General features: G+C 36.3%; 24 protein-coding genes, 2 pseudogenes and 1 other annotated feature. Of the genes and pseudogenes, 12 read left to right on the top strand and 14 right to left on the bottom strand.

The annotated features are described in order from the left end of the window. The first annotated feature begins 118 nt into the window (after positions 1–118). Positions 119–379: a binding site (T-box leader), on the top strand. Positions 380–441: 62 nt separating this feature from the next. The 3 genes from MKX53_RS02405 to MKX53_RS02395 all read left to right on the top strand — a co-directional run bounded on the left by MKX53_RS02405 (position 442) and on the right by MKX53_RS02395 (position 3,218). Next, positions 442–1,644, top strand: coding sequence for an MFS transporter (locus tag MKX53_RS02405; protein WP_340908780.1), 1,203 nt, complete (start codon positions 442–444; stop codon positions 1,642–1,644). A gap of 135 nt (positions 1,645–1,779) precedes the next feature. Then, positions 1,780–2,469 carry a TVP38/TMEM64 family protein gene (locus tag MKX53_RS02400; protein ID WP_340908778.1) on the top strand — a complete coding sequence of 230 codons (690 nt, stop codon included), beginning with the start codon at positions 1,780–1,782 and terminating at the stop codon, positions 2,467–2,469. A gap of 17 nt (positions 2,470–2,486) precedes the next feature. Further along, positions 2,487–3,218: a metallophosphoesterase family protein gene (locus MKX53_RS02395; protein WP_340908776.1), complete on the top strand. Its 732-nt coding sequence runs from the start codon at positions 2,487–2,489 to the stop codon at positions 3,216–3,218. 225 nt (positions 3,219–3,443) lie between these two features. On the opposite strand, the gene MKX53_RS02390 is transcribed toward MKX53_RS02395, so the two are convergent. Then, the gene (locus tag MKX53_RS02390) at positions 3,444–3,692 is read right to left on the bottom strand and encodes a hypothetical protein (RefSeq protein WP_340908773.1); all 249 of its coding nucleotides are present in this window, start codon (positions 3,690–3,692) and stop codon (positions 3,444–3,446) included. Between the two features lie 460 nt (positions 3,693–4,152). Continuing rightward, positions 4,153–4,650, bottom strand: coding sequence for a flavin reductase family protein (locus MKX53_RS02385; protein ID WP_340761375.1), 498 nt, complete (start codon positions 4,648–4,650; stop codon positions 4,153–4,155). A gap of 154 nt (positions 4,651–4,804) precedes the next feature. Between MKX53_RS02385 and MKX53_RS02380 the strand changes: the two genes are divergently transcribed. Next, positions 4,805–5,125, top strand: coding sequence for a general stress protein (locus MKX53_RS02380; RefSeq protein WP_093536009.1), 321 nt, complete (start codon positions 4,805–4,807; stop codon positions 5,123–5,125). A 249-nt stretch (positions 5,126–5,374) separates the two neighbouring features. On the opposite strand, the gene MKX53_RS02375 is transcribed toward MKX53_RS02380, so the two are convergent. The 8 genes from MKX53_RS02375 to MKX53_RS02340 form a co-directional block, all read right to left on the bottom strand. Continuing rightward, positions 5,375–5,851, bottom strand: coding sequence for a methylated-DNA--[protein]-cysteine S-methyltransferase (locus MKX53_RS02375; protein WP_340908771.1), 477 nt, complete (start codon positions 5,849–5,851; stop codon positions 5,375–5,377). Beyond that, positions 5,844–6,752: a DNA-3-methyladenine glycosylase family protein gene (locus tag MKX53_RS02370; RefSeq protein ID WP_340908769.1), complete on the bottom strand. Its 909-nt coding sequence runs from the start codon at positions 6,750–6,752 to the stop codon at positions 5,844–5,846. Before MKX53_RS02370 ends, MKX53_RS02375 begins: the two co-directional genes overlap by 8 nt. Further along, entirely contained in the window at positions 6,752–7,324 is a 573-nt protein-coding gene (locus MKX53_RS02365; RefSeq protein WP_340908766.1) for a bifunctional transcriptional activator/DNA repair enzyme AdaA, read from the bottom strand. The genes MKX53_RS02370 and MKX53_RS02365 overlap by 1 nt, the downstream gene beginning before the upstream one ends. 21 nt (positions 7,325–7,345) lie before the next feature. Then, positions 7,346–8,116, bottom strand: a complete 771-nt coding sequence (locus tag MKX53_RS02360) for an isocitrate lyase/PEP mutase family protein (protein WP_340908765.1) — start codon at positions 8,114–8,116, stop codon at positions 7,346–7,348. A gap of 200 nt (positions 8,117–8,316) precedes the next feature. Further along, positions 8,317–9,090 (bottom strand): HpcH/HpaI aldolase family protein, encoded by a 774-nt coding sequence (locus tag MKX53_RS02355; protein WP_340908763.1) that lies wholly within the window; start codon positions 9,088–9,090, stop codon positions 8,317–8,319. A gap of 54 nt (positions 9,091–9,144) precedes the next feature. Further along, positions 9,145–9,528: a cupin domain-containing protein gene (locus MKX53_RS02350; protein ID WP_340908761.1), complete on the bottom strand. Its 384-nt coding sequence runs from the start codon at positions 9,526–9,528 to the stop codon at positions 9,145–9,147. A 51-nt stretch (positions 9,529–9,579) separates the two neighbouring features. Next, positions 9,580–10,467 carry a DUF6282 family protein gene (locus MKX53_RS02345; protein ID WP_340908759.1) on the bottom strand — a complete coding sequence of 296 codons (888 nt, stop codon included), beginning with the start codon at positions 10,465–10,467 and terminating at the stop codon, positions 9,580–9,582. Between the two features lie 61 nt (positions 10,468–10,528). Next, entirely contained in the window at positions 10,529–11,809 is a 1,281-nt protein-coding gene (locus MKX53_RS02340; RefSeq protein ID WP_340908757.1) for an SLC13 family permease, read from the bottom strand. Positions 11,810–12,106: 297 nt separating this feature from the next. On the opposite strand from MKX53_RS02340, the gene MKX53_RS02335 reads away from it, so the two are divergent. Continuing rightward, positions 12,107–12,781, top strand: coding sequence for a Crp/Fnr family transcriptional regulator (locus MKX53_RS02335; protein WP_093536027.1), 675 nt, complete (start codon positions 12,107–12,109; stop codon positions 12,779–12,781). A 206-nt stretch (positions 12,782–12,987) separates the two neighbouring features. On the opposite strand, the pseudogene MKX53_RS02330 reads toward MKX53_RS02335, so the two are convergent. Then, a pseudogene (locus MKX53_RS02330) lies at positions 12,988–13,143 on the bottom strand (MarR family transcriptional regulator); the annotation flags it as partial. Between the two features lie 208 nt (positions 13,144–13,351). Here MKX53_RS02330 and MKX53_RS02325 point away from each other — a divergent pair. Next, positions 13,352–15,262, top strand: coding sequence for a serine hydrolase domain-containing protein (locus MKX53_RS02325; protein WP_340908755.1), 1,911 nt, complete (start codon positions 13,352–13,354; stop codon positions 15,260–15,262). 92 nt (positions 15,263–15,354) lie between these two features. Here the strand turns inward: MKX53_RS02325 and MKX53_RS19670 are convergent. Continuing rightward, positions 15,355–15,465, bottom strand: a pseudogene (locus MKX53_RS19670) (hypothetical protein); the annotation flags it as partial. 139 nt (positions 15,466–15,604) lie between these two features. Between MKX53_RS19670 and MKX53_RS02320 the strand changes: the two are divergent. Then, positions 15,605–17,743: a type IA DNA topoisomerase gene (locus tag MKX53_RS02320; protein ID WP_340908752.1), complete on the top strand. Its 2,139-nt coding sequence runs from the start codon at positions 15,605–15,607 to the stop codon at positions 17,741–17,743. A 177-nt stretch (positions 17,744–17,920) separates the two neighbouring features. On the opposite strand, the gene MKX53_RS02315 is transcribed toward MKX53_RS02320, so the two are convergent. Then, positions 17,921–18,946 carry a DmpA family aminopeptidase gene (locus MKX53_RS02315; RefSeq protein WP_340913214.1) on the bottom strand — a complete coding sequence of 342 codons (1,026 nt, stop codon included), beginning with the start codon at positions 18,944–18,946 and terminating at the stop codon, positions 17,921–17,923. A gap of 29 nt (positions 18,947–18,975) precedes the next feature. Then, the gene (locus tag MKX53_RS02310) at positions 18,976–20,364 is read right to left on the bottom strand and encodes a bifunctional metallophosphatase/5'-nucleotidase (RefSeq protein WP_340908751.1); all 1,389 of its coding nucleotides are present in this window, start codon (positions 20,362–20,364) and stop codon (positions 18,976–18,978) included. 134 nt (positions 20,365–20,498) lie between these two features. Between MKX53_RS02310 and MKX53_RS02305 the strand changes: the two genes are divergently transcribed. The 5 genes from MKX53_RS02305 to MKX53_RS02285 all read left to right on the top strand — a co-directional run bounded on the left by MKX53_RS02305 (position 20,499) and on the right by MKX53_RS02285 (position 25,082). Further along, positions 20,499–20,999 carry a TspO/MBR family protein gene (locus MKX53_RS02305; RefSeq protein ID WP_340908750.1) on the top strand — a complete coding sequence of 167 codons (501 nt, stop codon included), beginning with the start codon at positions 20,499–20,501 and terminating at the stop codon, positions 20,997–20,999. A 251-nt stretch (positions 21,000–21,250) separates the two neighbouring features. Next, positions 21,251–21,814: a helix-turn-helix domain-containing protein gene (locus tag MKX53_RS02300; protein WP_093536035.1), complete on the top strand. Its 564-nt coding sequence runs from the start codon at positions 21,251–21,253 to the stop codon at positions 21,812–21,814. Positions 21,815–22,013: 199 nt separating this feature from the next. Next, positions 22,014–23,282, top strand: coding sequence for a hydroxymethylglutaryl-CoA reductase, degradative (locus MKX53_RS02295; protein ID WP_340908749.1), 1,269 nt, complete (start codon positions 22,014–22,016; stop codon positions 23,280–23,282). 1 nt (position 23,283) lies between these two features. Further along, positions 23,284–23,730, top strand: a complete 447-nt coding sequence (locus MKX53_RS02290; RefSeq protein WP_340908747.1) for a hypothetical protein — start codon at positions 23,284–23,286, stop codon at positions 23,728–23,730. After that, a complete protein-coding gene (locus MKX53_RS02285) occupies positions 23,727–25,082 on the top strand; it encodes a tripartite tricarboxylate transporter permease (protein ID WP_340908746.1) in 1,356 nt (451 codons plus the stop codon). The genes MKX53_RS02290 and MKX53_RS02285 overlap by 4 nt, the downstream gene beginning before the upstream one ends. Positions 25,083–25,094 lie beyond the last annotated feature (12 nt).

Genomic DNA, 25,094 nt, shown 5'->3' with positions numbered 1-25,094 from the left:
AACACTCCTTTTCATAGAAGTTTGCGTTACTCCAGTATGCTTTATACTGATAAAAAGTTATTGCAAAAGATAAAAAACAACTAGTATTTAGAAGTGGATATGGTATGATAGGAAAAATTAAAAAGCTATGAAGAGAAGAGTAGGTAATCGAATATCTTCAAAGAGAGCCCTAGTAGCTGTGAATGGGTAAGAATGAAGTTACCGAAACAAGCCTCTGAGCTTCACATAGGACTTGTACAGAACAAGGTATTATGTGACAGTTGCTCCTGTTATCGAGCTAGAGTATAAGCATGTATACATGCCGTACTTGAAAAGGTCACTAATGGCGACATTAGGGCAAACTAGGGTGGCACCACGACATATTAATCTCGTCCCTAAGACAACAGTCTTGGGGGTGGGATTTTTTTATTGACCAAATTTAAATATGTCGGAGGTTTTAAAATGTACTCATTCAAATGGAAGTTCCCAATTTTATATTTGAGTTCCGTTGGAGTTGCCAATATTGGAGGATGGATATACCTATTAGCAATTAACCTAATGGTATTAGAAATAACAGGATCTGCTTTAGCAGTTGCCACTTTATATATTATCAAACCTATCACACAGTTGTTAGTCGGACCTTGGGCTGGAAGTATAATTGACCGTGTTTCTACTAAACATATTATGGTCTACTTGGACCTATTTAGAGCAATATTAATCTTCTTCATCCCTTTTTCTAATTCCATCTTCATTATTTTTACACTAGTGTTTTTCATACAAATGGCTGGTGCAATTTTTGAGCCAGCCTCCTTCACTTATATGACGCTTTTACTACCTGAAAGTATAAGACATCGATTTAATGCAATCCTTAGCTTTGTCCATTCGGGTGCATTTGTAACTGGTCCATTAATTGCGGGGATTTTATTTATGATTGGTTCCCTCAAGGAGGCATTATTTGTAAATGTCTTTATTTTTCTATTATGTGCGGCTCTTGCACTTCTTTTGCCTAAGCAAATGTCTTCAGCTTCTCATGAAAATTCAAGAATTACTTGGTTAAATATCCGGAATGACTGGAGTTTAGTTGTACGTTTTAGTAAAAAGGCTATCCCATTTTTCGTCTTATACATGATGTTTCAAATGGTAATGCTACTTACTGCAGCATTAGATTCCATGGAAGTAACATTTGCCAAGAAGATTCTCAATCTCTCCAATACTGCCTATGGTTCCCTTGTCACTATCGCTGGTATCGGATTTTTAATAGGTGCAATCTGCACTAATGTGCTAGTAAGATTCGTTCCCGCTAAACTTTTAATGAGTATAGGAACACTATTTGTCTCCATTGGTTATATAATCTACAGTTTTTCTACAACCTATTTGTTAGCTAGCATCGGTTTTTTTGTACTTTCATTTTTTCTCTCTATTTCTAATACGGGATTTATGACATACATTCAATCGAATATCCCTACCGATATGATGGGAAGAATCTCAAGTATTTATGAGATGTTTGCGAGTTTTATACAAGTCATCACTATTCTTTTAGTGGGACTAGCCTCTCACTGGTTTTCTGTAAAAGAGGTTGTCATAGGATGTTCTACTCTAATGTTTAGTACAGCTCTTTACTTAACCTTACTTTCAGCTAGTAAAGTTAGGAGTAAATTAGCCTAATAGTATTCAACTTTTTGGTCTTTACAAAATTCATTTGAATATCTTTATAAGAATAGACCTTAAAAGTTTTTTAGTAACCTTAAACCGTGGTACGATTGGACAATAAATGTGTGAAGGACCAGGTGACGTTAACAAATGAAGAATAAAATTCAACATCTTACAAAAAGACAATGGATTATTTGGGGCGCCTTGCTATTAGTTTCAGTTTTCGTCTTATTAAACAAAGATATTGTGACGTCCTTATTACAAGGAGATATAGATGAGGTCCAACTCTTTCTAGAAAGAAATATCGGCTATGCACTATTTTTTATGGCACTAGTCATGATCATACAAAATTCATTTACTATATTTCCACTTATTCTCGTGATTACGATCAATATCACATTGTTCGGATTTATAAATGGCTTTTTGTGGAGTTGGTTTACGAGTATTATTGCATCCGTTATTGTGTTATATGGGGTTCGCTATGTTTTCCAAGAAATTATTATCGAGAAATTCAACAAAGGTTTAATAGATAAGGTAGATGCAAATGGTTTTGCCTACGTACTTCAAGGTAGACTCTTTCCATTTATCCCAACTAGTCTTATAAATATTTTGTCTGGACTAAGTACAATTCGTATAATACCTTTCACAATAGCTACTGCAATTGGGAACTTCTTATATTTCTTTGTTCTTGCATTGATTCCCGTTGGAATACTTTCATCGGATGTAGATGAGTATGTCATTTTCGGTGTTATTTTTGCGACTATCCTTATTTATTATTTAGTGAAATATTTGAAACACCATAAAAAGAAAGAGAAAGAAAAAACGGAGCCGGCAGAATAAGTTGTAGGAGTGATTTTTTGAAAGTAGCTATTTTAACGGATATACATGGAAATGAACTCGCATTACGAGCAGTATTAAACGAAATAGATACTAAAACAGATGTGCAAGAAATATGGTGTCTGGGGGATATGATTGCTATGGGACCAGATACGAACGAAGTTCTAAATATACTATTTGACCGCTCCGATGTTCGAATGATTACCGGAAATCATGATGAAGCAATACTAGCCCTTATTTCAGGGGAGGGACATCCCGAGAGCTACAAGCATACACGTGAACATCATGAGTGGATTGCAAATCAACTATCCCATCAAAATATCCAACGACTAGAGCAACTCCCACGAGTTATAACGAAAGAAGTTAATGGTACACGCCTTTTGGGAATTCACTATCATATCGAGCCACATCTCTTAGAAGCTAATATAAGAGAGGAGCCTTTTCATCCTATTTTAAAACCTACATTAGAAAATACGTGGAGTATGTTCAGTGAATATCCGGCGGATATCATCTGCTTTGGGCATAATCATCCCGAGCATTTATTCCAAATGGACAACAAGATAATGCTGAATCCAGGAGCTCTTGGAGTGTCTAAAGGAAATACCGCACCATATGCAGTATTAGATTTTACTTCAAGCAAACCAAATGTAACCATCCATCACGTCGCTTATGACAAAGAAGCTTTTCTACAAAAGTTCGAAACACTTCAAGTACCACAAAGAGAAATACTGTTTAAGCTTTTTTATATTTGATGTATCCAAATCTCTCCCAAGTACTACACTTTGGAGAGATTTTTTACTTACTCTCTGTCATATACTTACGCTACTGATTTCTTTATTTGTATTCACTTGCATAACGAAATTTAATTACAATTAAAAATAAAAGGACATGTTAGCTAAATACGATCAATTGATTTTCCATAAGGAATTATTTTTAGCCTCTACCTATACTCCCCTTTATTAAGATCCCAATATATTTTAACGTTTCTTTTGTCCTTGCACCTTGAATAATGCTTTGTGAAAATTGACAAGACTATTCCCTATAATTCCACCTATAATAGCACCAGTCCCTCCTGTACCAATAGCAGATAAAATAAACACAACGAGTGGTGGGTTATTCCCAGTTGCGATTAATATATAAATAGCAAATAATATACCGAAAATGCAAAAGAGAATGATCCAAATATAATGGTGTATTGTTAAAGACACCATTGATTCCTTAGCCATATAAAATCCCCTTCCATTAAATTAAATGAAAAAGGACAGAAAATGGAACTCTCTGTCCTTCTTTCATCTAAAATCACTCACTGCACTAATTTTACTTTAAAAAAGCAGCAGTTAATCTCCTACATCAACTAGTTCTTCGAGAATATAAACTTAGTCAAATAACGTTACACTATATAGCCACCAACAACATTTTTGGAGAATATCCCTTTAAGTAAATACTCTCCATCTGCTCCCAAAACTAAACCTCTAACTACGTGAATGTAGAGATTTCCACCACTATGCAACATTGTACAACCTTTACTTTTACTGACAGCTTCGGGATTTTGCAGGCTAAAGAAGATTCCTAGGAATATTTAATTTGGACAAAGGCTAAATAACCCCTTCTTGAGCAATAATATTTTTGGATTTTCAAGCTATAACATAAAAAGGACATCCATCTGGATATCCTTTTTGTCTATAATCATTTATAAAATTCTGTCGGTATCGCACCAATATTTCTGCGGTGGTACAGTAAAGGCTCTTTTGCTGCATTTTGAATATGAAGAACCTCGCCTATCATAATTGTATGGTCACCAGCTTCTACTTTGTTAAATACTTTACATTCTAGTGTTGCTAACGAGTTAGAAAGCACCGGCAAATTCAATTCTGATTTGTTCCATTCACACTCTGCAAATCTATCCTCCACTTTACTAGCAAATAAATTACATATATCTCCTTGGTCAGCAGCTAGAATATTTACTGTAAACTTATCTACTTTTAAAAACTCTTCATATGAGTATACTCGCTTATCAATAGACCATAATATTAATAATGGATCTAACGAAACTGAGGCAAAAGAATTTACAGTCAATCCCATGGGCTTCCCATCACTATTAAAAGCTGTCACTACTGTAACTCCTGTAGGATAATTTCCCATTGCTGCTTTAAAGCTAGCTACTTGATCTATTTTATTGTCCATCTTATAACATCCATTCTCTTTTTCTTTTAAGCATATCAAAACCATACATTTCTTTCACACATTTGGATTCATTCCACGCTATTTTGTTTAAACTCCCTATTATCGGGTAAATATATACTAGAACACATTACTAACAAAAATGGAGGAATTATACATGACAGTCAAACTAACAGTTGAAAATGCAGTTCAAGCAAAACAAGAAATTGAAAAACTTGAAACACAAGGATACGTTCGAGACAATATTCATATTTTCGCCCATTTTAAAGAAAGAGCCGACGATATCAATGATGCATTAGACACTTCAGATGTTGGGATGAAAGAACAAGGCTTTTTACAATCATTTAAAAACATGTTCACTTCTCGAGGAGACGAGCTTCGTAACAAAATGGAAGCTGCCGGTATTTCTAAGCAAGAAGCAGAAGCAGCTGAAAAAGAATTAGATGAAGGTAAACTAGTAATCATTGCTCATAATTAAATAATCGAAGTATATCCCATTCCTTCATAGGAATGGGTTTTTTAATTATTTTATTCACTAATTGGCGTTCTGGTGATGAACACTTGTAAATGGATCAAGCGATATATGCTGTTAATGTATTATGTACGGAATTCATGACTTAAACTTCAGACTTTCCAATTGACTAATCGAGCAAATATTTTTTCTTACCCAAAACATGTCGTGCATTTTCAATGAAATTCGTAAAGCTTCACTGTAATATCCTTCGGTTTACTCTTCCCTTTTAAAAGACCTCTCATGCTGAAGTAACCACTCTTTTCTCCACAAACCACCTGCATAGCCTGTTAGTCTTCCATTTGATCCGATAATTCGATGGCATGGAATGATAATACTTAATCTATTTTTGCCATTGGCGGTTCCTACTGCTCTAACAGCTTTTTCATTATTAATGGCAGTGGCAATATCTTTATAGGACCCGGTTACAGCGTATGGAATCGTTGTCAAAGCGGTCCATACCTTTTTTTGAAATTCTGTACCCTCAAAGTTATAAGGAAATGAAAATACATGACGCTCACCCTTAAAATATTCGTCCAGTTGAATAGAACAATCCACTAAAACCTGTGGGGTTTCAGAGTTTACTGTATTACTCACTTCATCCCCTTCAATAAACATAATAGAACTAACTACTTCCTCTGTTCCCACTATTTCTACTATGCCAATTGGAGATTTGTAATCTAATTTATTCATATAAAGACCTCCATAGATAAAAGGTGGCATACGCTTGCCAACCTTGCCAATTTGTTGCTACTTCTTTAATTTCCTCTATTGTCGGTTTACGATTAAGCCCTAATGGAACCTTTAAAGCATTATGAAGTCCGACATCTGCTATCGGAAAGGCAGATGATTGATGTAAGCATTTCATCAGCGCATAATCCGCTGTCCATGGTCCTACTCCCCTTATCCCCAGTAACGACTTTTTTGCTTGCTCATACGTTGGTTCTTGCAGCAACATTTCTTTTGTTAATTCTCCATTTGTCATAGCTTTTGCAACTCCAATTACATATTCAGCCTTCCGAACAGTAAATTGTAGTGTTATTAACTCCTCTACGCTTAGAGTCGCAATTCTTTCATATGTTGGATATAGCCAAAAAGTATTCCCTTCAAAGGTAAGGCACTCCCCAAAGTGTTCAACAAAACGTTGCTTTAATTTGTACGCAAAGGTTAAATTTATTTGCTGCCCCATTATTGCCCAAGTCAACGCCTCAAATAAGTCTGGTATACACATCATCCGTAACCCGTAATATCTCTTGTGAATTTGTTGTAATACCTTGTCTTGTTTAGCAACCTCATAAAAAAGGCTCAAGTCCTGATCCAAATCAAACCATTCCCAAATATACGATGCTATTTCTTCATGACTGGTGATAGACAATGGTTGTGAGGGAAAATCTACATGAATTACATGTTGAGCAAACCCGATTCTACACAAGATTAATTCTCCATTTACTTTAATCAGCTTATATAGTATCTCATCTCTAATTTGATGTAACACTTCTTCTTGGGACCTACCCAAGAACACTAGGCATTCATCAAAACTGAATTCCTTCGGTGGATATATCTCAATAAACGTTCCGTGATTGCTCCATTGCATTACAGTAGCTCCTTTTTCGCAAGAATTCGATATTCACTTGGTGAACAATTCTTCAAACGACGAAACGCCTTATAAAAACTTGAAGGACTTTGAAATCCAACTTTATAGCAAATCTCAAGATTTGATAGATTTGCACTGCAAAGAAGATAGGCTGCTTTATCAATTCTTATTTTCTCCAAGTAAGTACGCGGAGTTTCTAACGTTTCCTGCTTAAACAAACGCTCCAGATAAAAAGGACTAACACCGACGCTATTCGCAATGTCCTGTAATACCAACTTTTCTTTATAATGATTAATTAAGAAGGCGGTTACATTTCTGACTAGTTCAGTACGCGGGGAATGGTCAACTTCTGGCTGACATCTTTTACAAGCACGAAAACCAGCATGTTCAACTTTATTGATGTCATAATAGAAATCTACATTTATTTTTTTCGGCTTTCTAGATTTACACGATGGCCGACAGTATATTTTAGTGGTTTTTACTGCCGTAAAAAATAATCCATCATACTTTTGATCGCAAGCCATGACTTTATCCCACATTTCATCAAAAGAAAGATTAAGTATATCCTCCATTGAATTCCACACCCTTCTAGGTCAGTAATCGTATAACAATGAAGTATCTTGTAGCTCCATTAATTGTGCAGCATTGCTGTCTAAAAAGGAAATGATTTTATCAGATAGGGCATTACCAAAGCTAAAACGTTGCACTCCCAATTCCTGCAGTACATGACAATTTGTAAGTTCCGGTAAAGACAATACATTAATTGGAGCATGTATGGCCATTGTGATTTCTTTAATCTCGTCATAGTCAATCATTCCAGGGACAAATATTCCACTAGCTCCACTCTCAACATAGGCCTTTGCACGATTTACTGTTTCATAGAAAGGGTTTTCTGTTTGAAAGTATGTATCAGTTCTAGCATTAATATAAAAATCTTGATAGCCATGATTATCTAATGCCATTCTGATTGCTGATAAAAGAGTACAATGTTCTTTCATTGTTCTGAGCCCCATTTGTTTTTTGAGTGAGTCTTCAATATTAATGCCAGCAACCCCAACATCTGCCGTCCTTAATACATTTTCAACAATTGTTTCCTTATCTTCTCCATAGCCTGCCTCAATATCTGCAGTAACAGGTATTTTCACATTTGCTGTAATCGTTTTAATAACTCCAAGATGTCTTTCAAAATCAATTAATTCTCCGTCAGCATATCCAAATGAGTTCGCAATTCCCCAACTTGTTGTACCAATTGCTTTAAAACCCACCTTTTCTAAAGTTAAAGCGGATAACAGATCCCATGCATTACCTAAAAATAATATTTCTTTTGATGAATGTAATTTATTGAATTCCTGAATGAGATTCATTATAACTCCTCCTAATGGTTGTTTACATTCATTTTACAAGGAGTTTGCGCCTACTTCGTCCTCATTCTTGCGCTTATGGTCGACAAAGTAAAAAATGCCAGGACCCATACGATTCTAAATTCGATGGGTACCAACATTTAAATTTTAATTTTCTTTTCTTCCAAAACCTGAAAGGACATTTAGGGATTGGACTGAATATATCAATGAAGTTTTTTTCTAACTGTATCGATTTCATTTTTAGTTTGGCTTCTGAAAAATCCAAGGTCATTCATGATAGTAACAAATTGGAAACCTTGTTGAATTCGTTTTACCGCGTCTTCCGCCGTTCCAGCAACGATGCCGGGTACAATATTGTACTTCTTACAGGTATCCAGTACCTTATTGATCACAACTTGTAACTCATTGTTGTTATTGTCACCAAAACAACCCATATCCTGTGACAAATCAGCAGTTCCAATAAAGATACAATCGAGACCTGGTGTCTGACAAATCTCTTCAATATTTCCGACAGCCTTTAGAGTTTCACACTGCATAATGACATAGGTATTATCGTTCACTTCACCTTTGTTATAATCCTCATACCAACCCCATCTTGGTCCACGCCCAGCGCCTATCCCTCTTTTTCCAAGAGGTGCAAGCTTCATATTTTCAATAATATATTGTGCTTGCTCTTTAGTTTCCACCATGGGGATCATCAGACCATGAATACCCACATCCAGCATTCTGGACATCATAGGACCATCATTTGGATGATAAACGCGAGCGAGCGGTGCCATATCATACAGTTCCGCAGCTCGTATCATATTCACTGTGGTTTCCATATCGGTTTGAGCATGCTCCATATCAATAAGGACAAAATCGAAATCATTAAGTCCTAAAATCTCTACATTAGTCGGTGAGCTTGAAGCAACGAACGCACCTAAAACATGCCCTTTCCTCTCTAGCTTCTCTTTGACCAAATTACGCATCTTCATGAAAACTCTCTCCTTTTAACCACTGTAGATATTCAGCCAAGCATAGATTCGTATTTACTTACGGTAGTTTTCTATGAATTTACCGTAGGATTCATTGTACTCTTCTCTTAAAGGATAGAAAATATCCATGTTGAGCACCGGTACAGGGCTGTCGTAGACAGAAATATAATGCTCCACACCGGCCGGAACTGTAATCCAAGATCCTTTGGTCATGCGGTAAGGCACACCATCTACATAATAGTCACATTCACCTTCTAAAATAAGCGCAATCTGCTCATTTTCTTCATGGATATGCGGGTTCTTCTCATTCCCATTTTCAACTTTATTGATTGTGGCGTTGATATGTTCTGCACCCATTCCGAATACCTTCCGCGTGATGCCTTCTCTTACAAATTGCCAAGGTAGATTGTCCAGATTACCGTAATCAATTTTTGTCATTTATAGTTCCTCCTGTTTTAAATTATTATTTTACCCTGTTACTTTTTGTCTTTATTGGAAATCGAACAATTTTTTCGGATTCTTTTTAGTCATGATGTTAATTTCTTCTTCGGTGATTCCAAACTGTTTTTCTAAAGCATTGACGAAATTATACATTCCTTCTACCGGCGAGCCATTAGCGGCCTGACCGTAATCTGTATCAATAATTATACTGTCCACACCACAGGCATCTATCATCTCTTTCGCCACGGACAGATCTACTACTGCTTCCACTTTCGATCCACTATCTTTAAACACACAGGCGTTAATCTCAATATAAGCACCCATGTCCGCCCATCTCTTCATATCATCAATGCTTGCTCCAACCTGATAATGCGGGTGTGTTACCAAGACACGTTTCATCCCCAGTTCAAATGCTTTTTTGACTGTAGCTTCCACTTCGATTTCATTGCCATGTCCGGTTGCCAATACCATATCATGCTTAGCCAAGTACTGAATTACTTCTACAACCTTAGGATTAAGAGTTCCATTTTCATCGGCAATAACTATCGGTTCTTCCTCTACATCCGAAGTACCTGCTCCGCCAACAAATCCAGATTCCTTGTGTCCGTCGATATGGGTTTTAGAAGAAACGGTTGGAAGGTAAACCATTGCCGTGCCCATTTGTCTGGCCTTATCCACAGCATCGACATTAAGGCCACCAACTGCATTATTCAGAACAAGGCATCCGTAAACCTTACAGGTGCCATTTCCTAAATGCTTCTCTACCATTTTCGTTCCCAAAAGTGCTGGAATATAGTGATCCTTTACTACGAATCCTGCATAGCCGGCTTCTTCCGCCAACTTCAGCATCTCTGCTGCATCCACTGCTCTGTTTGCTGTGGATGGCCCACAGTGTACATGCACATCATACATACCATTTAATATACTTCTATTCATTTCTATTCCTCCTCGGATTATATAGTTAAGAAAAAGCCATTTTCCTATTGAGCTAACAAGACTACAAGCTAGTAGTTATTCTATATATACCGGTATTTGCCAAGATTCCAGCGATAATAGAAATCACTATTGCCACTAGGAACAATTTATTAAAGACTTTCGTTCTTTCTTCAGCGCTAGGTTTGAATAATGTTCCATAAGCAGCCAGGACCATTGCTCCACCTAGTGACAAAGGACTAATGGCAGCAGTGAATCCACCATTAATAACTGTACTTATCAATTCAATATCCATAAACGAATTACCGGTCGAAAAATTCAACACTTGAATTGAGGGAATTAAAGTCGGAATAGGTCCCGCAATTGCTAGTGAGAAAAAGGACATGATCGACGAAGTGATGCCTAGTAAAGGTGCCACCGTCCATTCTGTAGAAATGGAAGATAACAAACTACTTAAAAGTGTTAAGCCTCCCATCGATTCAATAACACTAAGGAGGTTCCCAATTCCTATACATAGGAATATTGTTTCCCAAGGTACACCGACAAAAGCATCTTTTTCATCGGCAGCCTTAGCCAATAGCAAGACTATACTAAAAACTAATGCTGTAAGTCCTGCATGGGTATTTAAAAACATAATGGAGAGAATCATCAATATCAGCATCAGTAAGGTTAACTTTTGTTGACCATTGAAAGCTGGAAGGTCTATTGGTGCTGCATTATCTTCCAATGACAACATATCCTCAGCGTGTTGTTTTCTCTTCCATCCGCGAAACCCTATATAAACTAAAATCCCGGCGATAGAGAACAGGATTGTACCATTTAGTAGAATTTGAGTTGCATAATTAGGGAAGCCAGCATCATTGACAATCAAGTTCGCAGTATTCCCAAATACCCCGACTGGTGTCATAAGCGTAGCGTTGGCTCCAAAGATGGTCAGAACGCCAATCATAATCGGATTGTAGCCCATCTGGTAACCAACACTCATCGTAATTGCAGGTAACACCACATAACCAGTCAAACCACCTGGATCGACAATTGTTATGAGAGCACTTACCAAAAAAACTATAAGAGGATACACAATAGCATAACGGTCAAATGATACAAACAATTTCTTGGATAGAAGCTCCAAGGATCCATTATTTTGTGCAATCGCAAAGAAGAAAAACATCCCAAACAAATTCAGAAATAGACTCGTAGGAAAACCACTGATAACCTCACTGCTAGACAACCCGCCTATCATTCCTAGTACTATTGCAACTGCAAGGGAGATAATTCCTATATTTTTTTTCGTGTATACTCCCACTGCGATTACAATAATTAGGAATAATAAAGAAATTACTGCCATTTGATCCCTTCTTCCTATACTTTTTTAGCAGTTAGCCAATATAAGTGAAGCAACCTTCATTTGCTATCTTCAACTGTTTTAGTAATTATAGATTACCAAAACTGTGAAAGCGTTTTCTATATCATTTGATACATCTGTTTTTTATTAATTCAATAAATTACGAAAGTAAAGAGATATTGGAGAGCAAAATTAGTATAATGAATGAAATGAGTATCGTTTTTATAGGTTCATTTGTAATAAACAATTGTCATTACTACAATTTGCACAGAAAAATTTATAGAGGGGGAATTGAACATTGTGGGAAAAAACAATCTTTTTTTCGAGGATCAGTTTACAGAATTTAAGCCTCTCTTATTAGAAATTGGGGAGAAGTACTTACTGGAGAAAGGCAGTGTCATAACGAATAATCTTGATACTTTATACTTGTACTATGTAGAAAGTGGAATCTTTAAATTATCAGTCAACCACATTGAAGGAGACAGCAAGACGATTTGCTTTCACGGGGAAGGTTCTATTTGCCCCTACTCCTTAAGCAGACCTATTAATGGTAAATTCCATATTGATGTTGATTTCTTTATGATAACTGCAATCACCGATATTAATACGATTCGCATCCGACCAAAGGATTTCTATCAAGCACTGAAGGAGAATCCCGATCTTAGCATCACTATGCTAGATTATGTCATTATGCACTCTAATCTATTTATGCATGAGTCGGTTACCCTCAGCTATGATTCAGCCTTTGTTAAGACCTGCAATATCGTTTACATGTACAACCACTACTTAAACAAGATCGGTATAAACCTTACCCAGCGAGAAATAGGTGAGATTATTGGAGAAACAAGGCTAGAGGTTGCCCGTTCCCTAAAAAAATTACGTGACCAGAGAATCATTAAAACATCTCGAAATTGCATTGAAGTATTAGATCCAGAAGCCCTCAAACTCAACTGTAATCTGGATTTTGTTTACTGATTTAGTAGCCAAAATTCAGTTTACAAAGCACCACCATATTTTAAGAAGTTCAGTTCTTCATTTCCAGTGATTCCTAATAGTGAGATTGTTCTTCCCTGCGAAAATAATTTCTAAATTAGTTTTCATGTTATCGGTAGCATTCTAATCTTTAAATACATCTTTACATCCACACGTTTACACTCCTTTTATTTGGCCGCTTTATAAAATCAGTACCCTCTCTCGTTTCCCTTTCTATAAACTCCCAGTCAATTTCTATGTTTTTTCTAACTCTTTGTAGAAGATCAAAAGTGTTTCTATTTCACTTATCTCGTTTTATTGACGGGTACACGTTTTCCTTTGGATGTTGGAAGGAGTTTTTTTATAGCACAAATTATTTGTAGTAAAAAAATAGCTTTTAATCCGGTAGGACTTGCTAGGAAAACTTACGTAAGAATTTCTTAAGAATCTAGTAAGATAAAAGAAAGTTTCCTCTTTTATACTAAGGTAAGTCAGAGCAGGAGAGAAAATTCATCTAACTTGTCTCTCCCCCAAAAATCGACTTACAAAATTAGTAAAATGGAGGAATTAAAAATGAAAAAATTTTTATTATTAATGATTGTTACTTTGTTATTATCACCCATCCGTTCACTTGCAAGTGAAAATACTGTTCCATCAGGTATGTTGGTTAGGGATATTGAAAAAACCGTTGATGAAATCATGGATAAGTATATTGGTAAGGAGATTCCAGGTGCGGCAATTTCCATAGTTAAGGATGGAGAATTTGTCTTATTAAAAGGATACGGTCAGTCCGATATCGAGACAAAGTCACCTGTAGACCCAGAAAAAACAGTCTTTGAAGCTGCTTCTGTTTCTAAGGTTTATACCTGGAGTGCCATCATGCAACTTGTAGAAAAAGGTAAATTGGATTTACATGAAGACATTAAAGAATACCTTCCTAAAGATTACCTGAATTTAGAGTTTAATAAGAAAATAACACTACTTGATTTAATGAATCATACTGCTGGCTTTGAGGATAAAGCGGAAAACTTATTAACATATCAGCCTGAAAAATTGATTCCTCTTAAGGACTTCCTCACAAATAAAAATCAGCCTAAGCAAGTCTTCGAGCCTGGTACAGTGATTTCTTACTCTAATTTTGGTACATCGTTAGCCGGTTACATTATTGAACGGATATCCAAGCGACCTTTTGCAGAATATATGCAAGAAGAAATTCTTGAAAAACTACAAATGGAAAACTCTACTTTCGAACAAGAATATGATCATATGGCTAACATTCTAAACAACAAAAGTAATGGATATGAGAAGCAAGGAGATCAGTTCGTACCAATGGAAAGAGTTTATGTAAATGATGCACCCGCCGGGTCCCTCAATACAACGGCAAAAGATATGGGCAATTTTATGCTTGCACATTTAAATAAAAGCCAAACAGGGACATATCAGTTATTTGAACAAAAGGAAACACTAAGCACAATGCACGAACAAACATACACTGTAAACCCTAATTTACCAGGAGTTGCTCATGGTTTTTGGGAGAGGTTCAGTGGAGATAATCGTGTAATTGAACATTCCGGCAACTTAGTTGGCTTTACTTCACAACTCGCTTTAGTTCCTGATCAGAACTTTGGATTAAGTATTTTAACCAATGTCGCTGATGAAGCTACTGGTATTCGAACAGATTTAATTACAGCATTGGTTGGTGAAGCAGAGAAACCCTTACAAGTTTCTCCGAGTGAAAATGATGGGGTTGTACAAGGTACTTATAGAATGGCACGCGGTATTTACTCCAACTTCCTAAGTATTTTGCCTATCATTAGCAATGGCGATATTGTAGTAAGTGAAAATGCCAAAGGCGGCATTGATGTAAAAATACCGGGTGAAAAAGAGACCTTTCAATATACCGAGACAAACCCATTTTTTTACGAAAGAGTTATTAACCATAAAACCATTCTGGATAAATCGGGTATGGATACCAATCAACTAGCTTTTGAGGTAGACAACGAGCAAAAGGTCACTAAGATGTCCTTTGGAATTGTTTCTGATTTTACCTCCGTAAAAACGATAGATCGTGTATCCTTTAATATGATTTTAATCTCGATTTGTTTGCTGGCATTCTTTTTATATACACTCTTCTTCTTATTCAATTTCATTAGAAGATTCATAAAAGCGAGGAAAGAACCAGTTCGAAAATTATCAAAAGGTTACGTTACTGCTGCTATTCTTGCTAGTACAGGAACTATTGTAACGCTAAATATAATTATCTTATTTGTTCGTTTTACGTCCGATAATTTCCAAATTTTATCGCCCTTACGCATTCACTTGTTCGTCAACTGGTTACTTCCTCTAGCGACGATTATTTGCACTTACTTTATTTTAAAGAATCTCAAGCAAGCGACACCTTTAAGTAAGGTTTTACAATTATTTCCAGTTATTTTATGTATCCTATTTTCTATTATATTATCCCAGTTCCATTTCTTTTTCTAAAAAATCCAATCAGTGCTTTTGAAAAAGAGAAGCTTTTAACAGGTGTCTCAGACCCAAGTGGCTAGCAAAAGTAAGTATTGGTCAACGATTATTCACGTAACGTTGACCCCTACTATTTTTGTATATATAGCTTCTTTTGCTGATTCTAGTGTCCACTCATACTTACATTTCGGGCACACCAAGAGACTTCCATCCTTGTATGTTTACTCTAAATTACTAGGAAACCAAGGAAATTCCACATAGTTTACATTTACCTTTTATCCTAACCATTGATTAGAAATGCTTCTGAATCTATGCGATAATAGTAGAACTATCATTTTTACCAGTGAAAGAGGTCTTGTCATGAAGCCAGTAATTCTTGCTGAAAAGCCTAGTCAGGCAAAGGCATATGCAGATGCTTTTAAAGTAAAACGTCACGAAGGATACATAGAAATTAATCCATGCCCTATTTTTCCAAAGGGAGCCTATATTACATGGGGAATTGGTCATCTCGTTGAACTTAAAGAACCAAAAGCATATGATCCAAAATGGAATAAATGGTCATTAGCTAGTTTGCCTATTTTACCAGATAGCTATGAATTTCAAGTTGCCAAAGGGAAATTCAAGCAGTTTTCCGTAGTAAAAAAATTACTTAAATCTACTGATACTGTTATTAACGCTTGTGACGTAGACCGTGAAGGGTCCAATATTTTCTATAGTATATACAATCAAAGTGGAGCACGTGGACAATTGATTAAACGCTTATGGATTAATTCATTGGAAGTAGATGAAGTTCTGAAGGGTTTCAGTAATTTACAAGATAATCGTAAAGATCTTTTATTATACGATGAGGCCAAGGCTCGTCAAATTAGTGACTGGTTAGTAGGCATGAATGGATCCAGATTATATTCACTTCTGTTGCAGCAACAAGGTATTAAAGAGGTATTTCCTATAGGACGAGTTCAATCACCGACTATATTTTTGATATATCAACGTCAAAGAGAAATCGAACAATTTGTATCGGAGCCTTTTTATGAGATAGAGGCAACTTTCCAGGCAGAAACTGGGGAATATAAAGGGAAAGCAAAAGCGAAAGATTCCAACAGAGAAAAGATTCGAGAACTCCTTTCCCAACATAATATTCAACCTAACTCTCCTGGAGTAATTAGTTCAATAGAAAAAGTCGATAAGCGGATACCACCACCTCAGCTTCATTCATTGTCGACACTACAGGCTACCGCCAATCGATTATGGAAAACGAGTCCTGCAGATGTACTGAAGACAATGCAGGGTCTTTATGAGAAAAAGTTAGTTTCTTATCCGAGAACTGATGCAAGACATATTACGCCAAACGAATTTTCCTATATAGCGGCTCAGGTTTCTGCTTATCAACAAATTATTGGACATCCTTTTGGAGTAGCTTCACTAGCTCCTAAAAAACGATATGTCGATAGCTCGAAAGTTCAAGAGCATTATGCTATTATTCCAACGAAGAAGCTCCCAACGCCTGCGAAATTAGCAGGACTTTCAAATATTGAGCGAAATCTCTATGAAGAGATTGTCCGTACTACATTGGGTATGTTTCATACCGATTACTTATATACAGAAACAAAGGTTACAACAGAGGTGAATGGTTTAGCCTTTTTCACTACTGGAAAAACGGAGCGAGATCAAGGATGGAAAGCATTATTCTCCCGCTCAACTAAGGATAAAGAAGAACAACCTCTCCCACCTCTACAGGAACAGGAAAAGGTAGAAAGTAATATTGGTATAAAAGAAGGAAAAACGCTGCCTCCGAAGCCATATACGGAAGGCCAGCTTATTGCCATGATGAAAACCTGTGGGAAGCTTGTAGAGGATAAACTGGAAACTGAAATCTTAAAAGAAGTGGAAGGTCTCGGTACAGAAGCAACTCGAAGCGGAATTATAGAAACGATAAAACGCCATGGCTATATTAGTGTAACGAAAAATATAGTTTCTATAACCGATAAAGGACGCGTCCTCTGTCAGGCTATTGAAGGTAATCTTCTCGCTAGTCCATCTATGACCGCTAAATGGGAAACCTATTTACGTAAAATTGGAAACGGAGAAGGCTCGATGGATCGTTTTCTAGGTAGTATCGCTAAGTTTATCCAAAGCTTGATGGACGAGGTTCCAACCCAATTAAAAACAAAGCAGATTAATATAAAGCTAGCGCCTCGGGCTTCAAAGTATGACTCTAAATTTAAGAGAGATCCAATAGTAACATGTCCTAAATGTCAAAAAGGGTCCATCATTGCACATAAGAGCTTTTATGGATGTACAGAATACAAAAATGGTTGCACCCAGACCTTTAATGGCTACTTTTTAAAGAAAAAAATAACCGCTAGCCAAATAAAACTGCTTTGCACTAAAGGAAAAACAAACGTGATCAAGGGATTTGAAGCTGAAAACGGTCAAAAGTTTGATGCGAGCTTAACTTTTGTTGAAGGTAAGATAAAACTAGAGTTTAAAAAAGACTAATTTTTAGTGGTCGATCGATTTTTCGGAGGCATCAATCGATTATCGGCGTTGATCGATCGATTATTTAGGGACATCAATCGATTTTGAGCTGTGGTCGATCGATTATTATCAAATACCTGGTTTGAGAAGTCACTACTATTGAAAAGGCTGATCTTCATAACGATGATCAGCCTTTATTCATTCAAACGGGTACGGATATACAACAGTTCCATTTCTCCCTGTTGTGGTTTCGGCCTGTGACAAAGAATTTAAAATCGCCTCTTCCGTAACCTCTGCCACTCCTTGGAATAAGTCATTCATAATGGGATGATCATCTCTTAATTGCTGCCTTGTCTCCACACTTTCTTCCAAACTGTGTTGAATTTTATGAGCTGTCGAAAAAGCTATGACGATATCACCACTACCATTACTAAAATGACTACCAGTTCTACCAAGCCCTACCCCACATCGCTTAGCAAGTCGAGTAAGTTGTCTATTGCTTAAAGGTGCGTCTGTTGCCAATACAATCATGATTGAACCATCTGCAGGCTCAGGAAAGTTTGGGACATTCACATTTTCATTCACCAAATACCGTGAAGCTTGGAATTCCTCTTTTCTTCCGAAGTTACTAAGGACCATACAACCGATAGTATAGACTGCATCACTAACTTGAACAATACGTGAAGAGGAGCCAATGCCCCCTTTATAACCAAAGCAAATCATCCCTTTACCTGCACCAACAGCTCCTTCAGGTGAAGTTTCTGACGAAGCATTTTGAATACACTCAATCGCATGCTTCGGTTCAATAGGTAGCTTTCGAATTGAATTTAACCTACAGTCATTGCACTCTCCTACCACTATATTAATAGTCCCAGTAGAATCCCCTATTGTAGGATTTCTTTCTAGCATATACTCTAAAGTTCCCTGCGCAACCGCTGGAATACCAAATGTATTCGTCAGCATGATAGGTGATTCAATTAAGCCAAGTTCGTTCACTTGTATAAGTCCTGTGGTTTTTCCAAAACCATTTAGAATGTAACTCGCCCCAACTACTTTCTGTTGAAATAAATTACCCCCATGAGGCAAGATTGCTGTGACTCCTGTACAGGCATATTCTCCTCCTCCAAGTGAGCTATCTAATGTAATATGTCCGACTTTAACATCTTGTACATCTGTTATGCAGTTCTTTTTCCCAACAGGGAGTCTTCCTATTGTCACTCCCATTTGTCTAATTTTTTTAGGTTCCACGTTTTCTATCCCCTTATTTTAGAGACTTCTTTCCATTTATGACTAAAAGACTCCTCGCAAAATTCTAATTTTTCACCATATAAACGAAGAACATCTTTTATTTCTTCTGCTAAGTATTTTTCATTTCGATTGTTCGCAAGACAGGGATATCCAGAACCTCTTTGTAAATAATCAGAGCTACCTACTAAATACCATTTATCATCTTCTAATATTTCGTCATTTACATAGATTGAATGAATTCGCTTCCCATCATGTTCTATTTGAAGTCCTGATGCATGCAGCCTCCCGACAAATCGTCCTCTAAATCCTGGACCTCTTCCATCTGCCAGACATACTTGAGAATCTAACGATTGCTCTAAAGCTTCTTTTAGATACTTACCTTGAATTTCAAAGGAAGTTGGATTTAACGGAGAAGGACATATCTCTATAAGTTTTTTTTCTGTCATTTCATGAAATATTCCCGCATTACAAATACCACTATTAATAAGACCAATTTCTGTACCTAACATATCCTTCAATCCGTCAGCTATTAGGTTAGAAATAGGGTTCTCTTCCATCACGTCATGCCATAAAGAATGTTCTAGTGAATACAAAGGTTCACTTAAAACTTTTACAGCTCTTTCTTTATTTAACCTTAAAATAGAGTCTATCTGTTCACTCTCTTGTATATCCTTTGTAGAGATAGTCTGTGAATGGAGAAGATGTACTGTTCCACCGTCTATTTCTATTTCCATAATACCTATATGTTCTCCATAATTTCCTGCACTATTCATAAATGTCTTATTAATAACCTGTGCCTGTTCAAATAATTTATGATCATGTGCAGAAACAATAATATCAATCTCTTTAATCTCTTTAGCAAGCAGTTCATCTGCAAAAGTACCTACATGGCTAAGTAATATACATATGTCATAATTACCTTCATTATTGGTTATTTCTTCTTTTATAGCATTCGTGTAATCAGTCAAATAAATACCTAATCCTTCATTAAATACTCCCATATCGGGAGAAGATCCCGTAAGGAGAATTCGAAGCCCGTTTTTTTCTAAAATAACACTAGATTTAACACCACTTATATGAGAACGATCTTTTTTATACAAGTTATTACTTATAAAAGGAATAGGACTATTACTCGCCATATTCTCTAGAGTATCTATTCCATTGAACATCTCATTGTTACCTATTGTAATCGCATCGTAGCTACCAGCTTCTAATAACTCTATAGCTGCCATTCCTTTAGTTCCTTGGAGCTCAATGCTTTTAAAATCAGCAAAATCTCCGCCATCTAAAACAATTGTATTCGCATCTTTATGTTGATTTATTAACGTAACTACTTTTTTATAGTTCTCGAAATTACTATGTACATCATTAGTATGAATAATTTTAAGTCTCATTTATACACCCCTAGTCAGATTTCCCTTGATAATTATACCATATTCTAATTTTTCTAATTATTTATTTTTACCAATATAGATTATTTCGGAGTGTTTAGGGAATGAAATAATAAATAGAACTAGGAGGTTGTAAAATGGAATTACTACAAGTGAATGGTCGGATAAACAAAAAGAAATTAGCACTTAGTATTCTTATACCGGTGGTTGGCGGCTCTATCACAGGTTGGATGGCCAATAAAAATGCCCAAGAAAAATATAAAAAACTAAAACAGCCTTCATTTTCACCCCCTGGGGCAGTCTTTCCGATTGTATGGACCACTCTTTACGCAACAATGGGAATTGCTAAATATCGTGTAGACCAAAAGGTGAAAGATATGAGAACGGACTCAACACCAGCTATCCCCTTATACGACTTACAGTTAGGTTTAAATTTTTTATGGTCATTCCTATTTTTCCGTTGGGGCTTACGAGGAGCTGCACTTGTAGAAATCTGCCTTATGCTAGCATCCATTGCGTTAACTGCGTATGAGTTTCAGAAATTGGACAATACTGCAGGAGTTTTAATGATGCCTTATGTAGGATGGGTTACCTTTGCACTTGGTCTGAATTATTCCGTATGGAAATTGAATAAATAAATTCTTTAGTATGCATGAAGTCTATGTATGGGTCCCGGCTAAAATCAGGACCCTTATCTTCTTCCCCTCAATATTTCTGTACTACTTAAATAGTCTAAGAACTAATATGATAAATTTTAATTCTTTACAGTAAATGAACAAATTCACACAATAATCTAGCTGTAAATTTACCGGTGAAAGAATTACAAATGAGAGTAATTAATGTATTATATGATTATTATAGGTTTTAAATTATTTAGGAGGAGAGTCCCATTTATCTTCAACATACTATTGGAAAAAAGGTTAAGGAAGCTAGGTTAAATAATACTTTAACTCAACAAGAACTAGCCGAAAGATGCAGTCTTACGAAAAGTCATATTTCAAAAATAGAAAATGGACAAGCCGCCCCTGCTGTGGCAACTCTATCAAAAATAGCACAAGAGCTAGATACTCCCTTGTCTTGGTTCTTAGAGTCCAATCTTCACAATAAATTATCCATAGTGAAAAGCAAGGATAAAAAATTAAAAATTGGAAATAAAGACATTGGCTATACTTATGAAGCGCTCGCAAATCGTCCTCGCTTTAGTAAAGTAGAACCAGTAATAGTCACCGTCCTACCTGAAGCTGAATATGTAACGCCATTTACCCATAGTGAAGACGAGTTTATTTATATTCTAAACGGGTCGATCAACCTTTACTATGATGGTGAGTTACATTACTTGGAACAGGGTGATAGTGCTTATTTCGAAGGAAACACTCCTCATATTTTTATTTCTGCAGATAAGAACAAGGAAGCAAAAGTACTGACATTTTTTATACAAAATACCCCCCTTTAATTTATGGAACTGCCCATATTTTTACCTTTCTCATATTTACTAGTCCTCATTAATAATTATTTCTCTATTTTTTGAATTTACTTCGATTTCTGAATAAATTTTAGATTTGGTGTTTACAAGTAATAATTATTAATGTATTTTTGTGTAATAGCATTCAACTAGGTTGAATGCTATTACACAAAAATAAGGGGTGTATGTCATGTCAAACACAAGAGTTCCAGGATTTTATCGTTTATCACCTAAAGAAAGATTTGATATTGTTACGGAAGGTCGCAATTTAACAGATGATCAGTTAAAGCATTTATCTGGGGAGAATCCACTTTCGATGGATTTAGCAGACTCAATGATAGAAAACGTAATTGGACAAATAGGCATTCCACTTGGAATTGCAACCAACTTTAAAATTAATGGAAAAGATATGTTTATCCCAATGGCTACGGAAGAACCTTCTGTTGTAGCTGCTGCTAGTAATGCAGCAAAAGCAAGTTATGACCATGGTGGTTTTTTCACGTCAATGAGTGGAACAATCATGCGTGGTCAAATTCAGGTATTAAATGTAGCAGATCCTTATGCTGCAAAAGCCAAAATCTTTGAACATAAAGATGAAATTTTAGCTTATTGTAATGTGCAAGATCCAACATTGGTTTCATTGGGTGGAGGGGCAAAGAATATAGAAGTTCATATTATTCCAACCAACTCTCAAATAATGTTAGTAATTCATCTAATTGTAGATACAAAAGATGCAATGGGTGCAAATGCTGTTAACACAATGGCAGAAGCAGTCTCTCCAACTATTGAGACAATTACTGGTGGTAAGGTTGTATTAAAAATAATATCTAATTTAGCAGACCTTAGACTTGTTCGCGCAAGAGCAATTTTTTCAACAGAGGCACTTGGTGGCAAAGAGGTTGTGGATAACATTGTAAGCGCTTTCGAATTTGCGGATTATGATCCTTATCGAGCAACTACACACAACAAAGGAATAATGAATGGAATTTCTGCTGTGGTATTGGCAACTGGAAACGATACTCGTGCAGTAGAAGCCGGAGCACATGCCTATGCTTCTATATCTGGACAATATAAATCTTTAACAAAATGGGAAATAAATGCGGATGGCAACTTATCCGGTTCTATTGAGTTACCAATGGCTGTTGGGATTGTTGGTGGAGCAACGAAAACACATCCGGTTGCACAAGCTGCCCTTAAAGTAATGGGAGCTAGCTCTGCTGAAGAACTTGCAGGTTGTATAGCAGCTGCAGGACTAGCACAGAATGCTGCAGCATTACGTGCCTTATCTGCTGAAGGTATTCAAAGAGGTCACATGTCTTTACATGCTAGAAACTTAGCAGTAATGGCTGGCGCAAAAAAATCAGATATAGATAGAATCGTCGCACAAGCTGTCAAAGAGAAAGACCTTAGATATGACCGTATCTTAGAAATAACGAAAGCAACTCAAAGAGGTGAATAGGATGGCAAATAACCATAAATCACCAACTACTGATTTGAATAAAAAAACAAAAACATATTTAGAAATACTCGGAGATACAATTCTACCAAATCAATTACTTTTCGCTGTTTTAATAAGCGTAGGCATTAGTTTAGGAGGTTACAATATTGGCCTTTGGTTACTCCCTTCTATCGCTAGTGAAAGTATGGTAGCTTCTTACTCATTGCTTATTGGGATTTTAGGTAGTGTTTTCTCTTTAGTACTTTGTTCCATTCTTTTTAAACCAAAAAGAATATTAGTTGAAGAAGAAACTTCTTCTGAAAGTATGAGACAAGTTTTTGAAGATTTACAATTAGATCCTCTAGAAGAATTAGAACTAATCGAAAATGATCCAATCACTAAGAAAGAATTGGAAGAATTCGGAGTTTTAAATAGTTTTCTTGCACTTAGAGAGGAGCAGAAGAAATGAGTTTACTAATTACAGCTATTTTATTTGCATTACTTGGTGCGATTGTCTTCTCTTTAATAGGATTAATATCTGGTACTGATGAGACAGCTATTATGGTCCCACTTACTTTGTTAGTAATCCTTCTTGGTGCACCTCCAGCTGCCGTTTTTTCATTTTTTATGGCAGCAGTTCTAGCAAAACATCTTACACATGCCGTACCAACTGCATTAATGGGTATACCCGGTGATACTACAGCTGTTCCATTAATAGATCATGCGAACACTTTAAGAAGAATGGGTATGCCACATATAGCACTTAGGAAAATGATTTCAGGTGGAATTATTGGTGCATTCATTGCTTTACCAACTGCTGTTCTATTAGGCCAGTTTTTGGGTCAATTCGCTGACTTCTTCAAGTCATCAACAGGAATAATTTTTACACTAGCTGCTATTCTAATCGCCTTTTTCTCTAAAGGTAAATGGGTAAGTGTTTTAATGATTATTCCATTCGCTTTCTTTATTAAAAGTTTAGATTTAGTGAGTTTTAGCATACTCGATAAGCATTTATCTATCAGTTTCTTTTTAGGAATTGCTATAGGTCCAATTTTTTGTGATCTTTTATTCGCGACCTCCTCTAGCGCTAGAAAGACTATTGAAAGAGATAAAGCTAAAGAATATCATCTGGCTCCTGAAACAAAAACGTGGAAAGGATACTTTCCGAACCCTTTAAAAATTTTAACTGGAAGACAACAAGTATTCACTTCCATTACAACTTTTATTTCTTCTCTTTCTTTTGTTTTTAGTCCTGTAGGAATGACTTCCCTAATGGGTGAAATTGTCGGTTCCCGTACAAAAGGTGCCTATAAGAAGTCTACTACTAGTTTAGCAGTAATGAATGGGGTAACAGAGTCTACGTATATCGCAGAAGTAATCATCCCATTAATAGCTTTTGGGATTCCACTAAGTCCTGTTGCTCTTGGTCCAGGGTCACCATTATTTAATGCACCACCAGTATTCACTGTCGACCCTATAAATAATTTGCATACTTATTTAACTTCATGGGAATTTTTCCTTTACGGTGCAATTGGACTCATTATCGCTTCGTTAATCGCCTATCCTTTTTCTATGAACTATGCAAGAAAAGCTTCTGTACTAGTGATGAAGCTTGTAAGTCAAGAAGCTATTGTTGCTATGTTCATTGGACTTGCTTGTTTACTTGCCTTCCACGAAGCACAACTTGTTGGTATTGTACTTACGTTCACAGTGGCAGCAGTTGGTGGTCTGCTAAATCGCATTCTTGGAATTGGCGCTGGTGTACAATTTATGATTTTCTATGCGTCAACTTGGATTATGATGACGCTCTTCGGAATATAAGTAAAAGGAGTT

Source organism: Psychrobacillus sp. FSL K6-4615, assembly GCF_038008225.1.
GTDB lineage: Bacteria > Bacillota > Bacilli > Bacillales_A > Planococcaceae > Psychrobacillus > Psychrobacillus psychrotolerans.
This window is presented reverse-complemented; position numbering and strand designations above follow the sequence as displayed.